General features: G+C 61.3%; 2 protein-coding genes. Both read left to right on the forward strand.

Annotated elements, in window-relative coordinates:
• Positions 1-185, forward strand: a 185-nt coding sequence (locus DNK89_RS23685; protein ID WP_161958984.1) for a dihydrofolate reductase, incomplete at its 5' end; no start/stop codon positions are given.
• 150 nt (positions 186-335) lie between these two features.
• Positions 336-589: protease modulator HflK N-terminal domain-containing protein (locus DNK89_RS23690; protein WP_203422564.1), on the forward strand; the 254-nt coding region annotated here is incomplete at its 3' end.

Below are 589 nucleotides of genomic sequence, written 5' to 3' on the forward strand. Positions count from 1 at the left end.
GGGCGCTGCCGCTGGCCCACCGTCTGCATGTCACGCATGTGCTGGCTTCGATCGATGGCGACACATCCTTCCCGCCGATCGATCCCGAAACGTGGCACATCATCAGCTCAGAAGAGATTCCGGCCGGCGAGAAAGACAGCCATCCGACGCGTCATGTCGTCTACGAAAGGTCTGTTCGGGGTTAACCACGACAAAGCGTCGCGGCAAAACTGCAGCTAAGAACAGCGCATTAAAAGGCGGACGCGTTGAAAGCGCGCTGAGGCATCCCTATAGAAGGACGACAAGGATTTTGCGCCGGCTCCGGCGTGTGAGGGAATCCCAGCGAAAGGACATTCATGCCCTGGAACGACAAAAGTGGCGGAGGAGGCGGCCCGTGGGGAGGCGGCGGTAATAACCAAGGCCCATGGGGGCAAGGTCCACGCGGACCAAGCGGCCCTCAAGGTACGCCCCCCGATCTCGAAGACATCATTCGCCGCGGCCAGGACCGGTTGCGCAATGCGCTTCCCGGCGGAGGCGGCAGCCCGGCAGTCTACCTTCTGATCGCACTCGTGCTGATCGCCGGCTGGCTGTTCAAAGCAGTTTATACGGT

Source organism: Acidovorax sp. ST3 (genome assembly GCF_003231145.1).
Classification (GTDB): domain Bacteria; phylum Pseudomonadota; class Gammaproteobacteria; order Burkholderiales; family Burkholderiaceae_C; genus Acidovorax.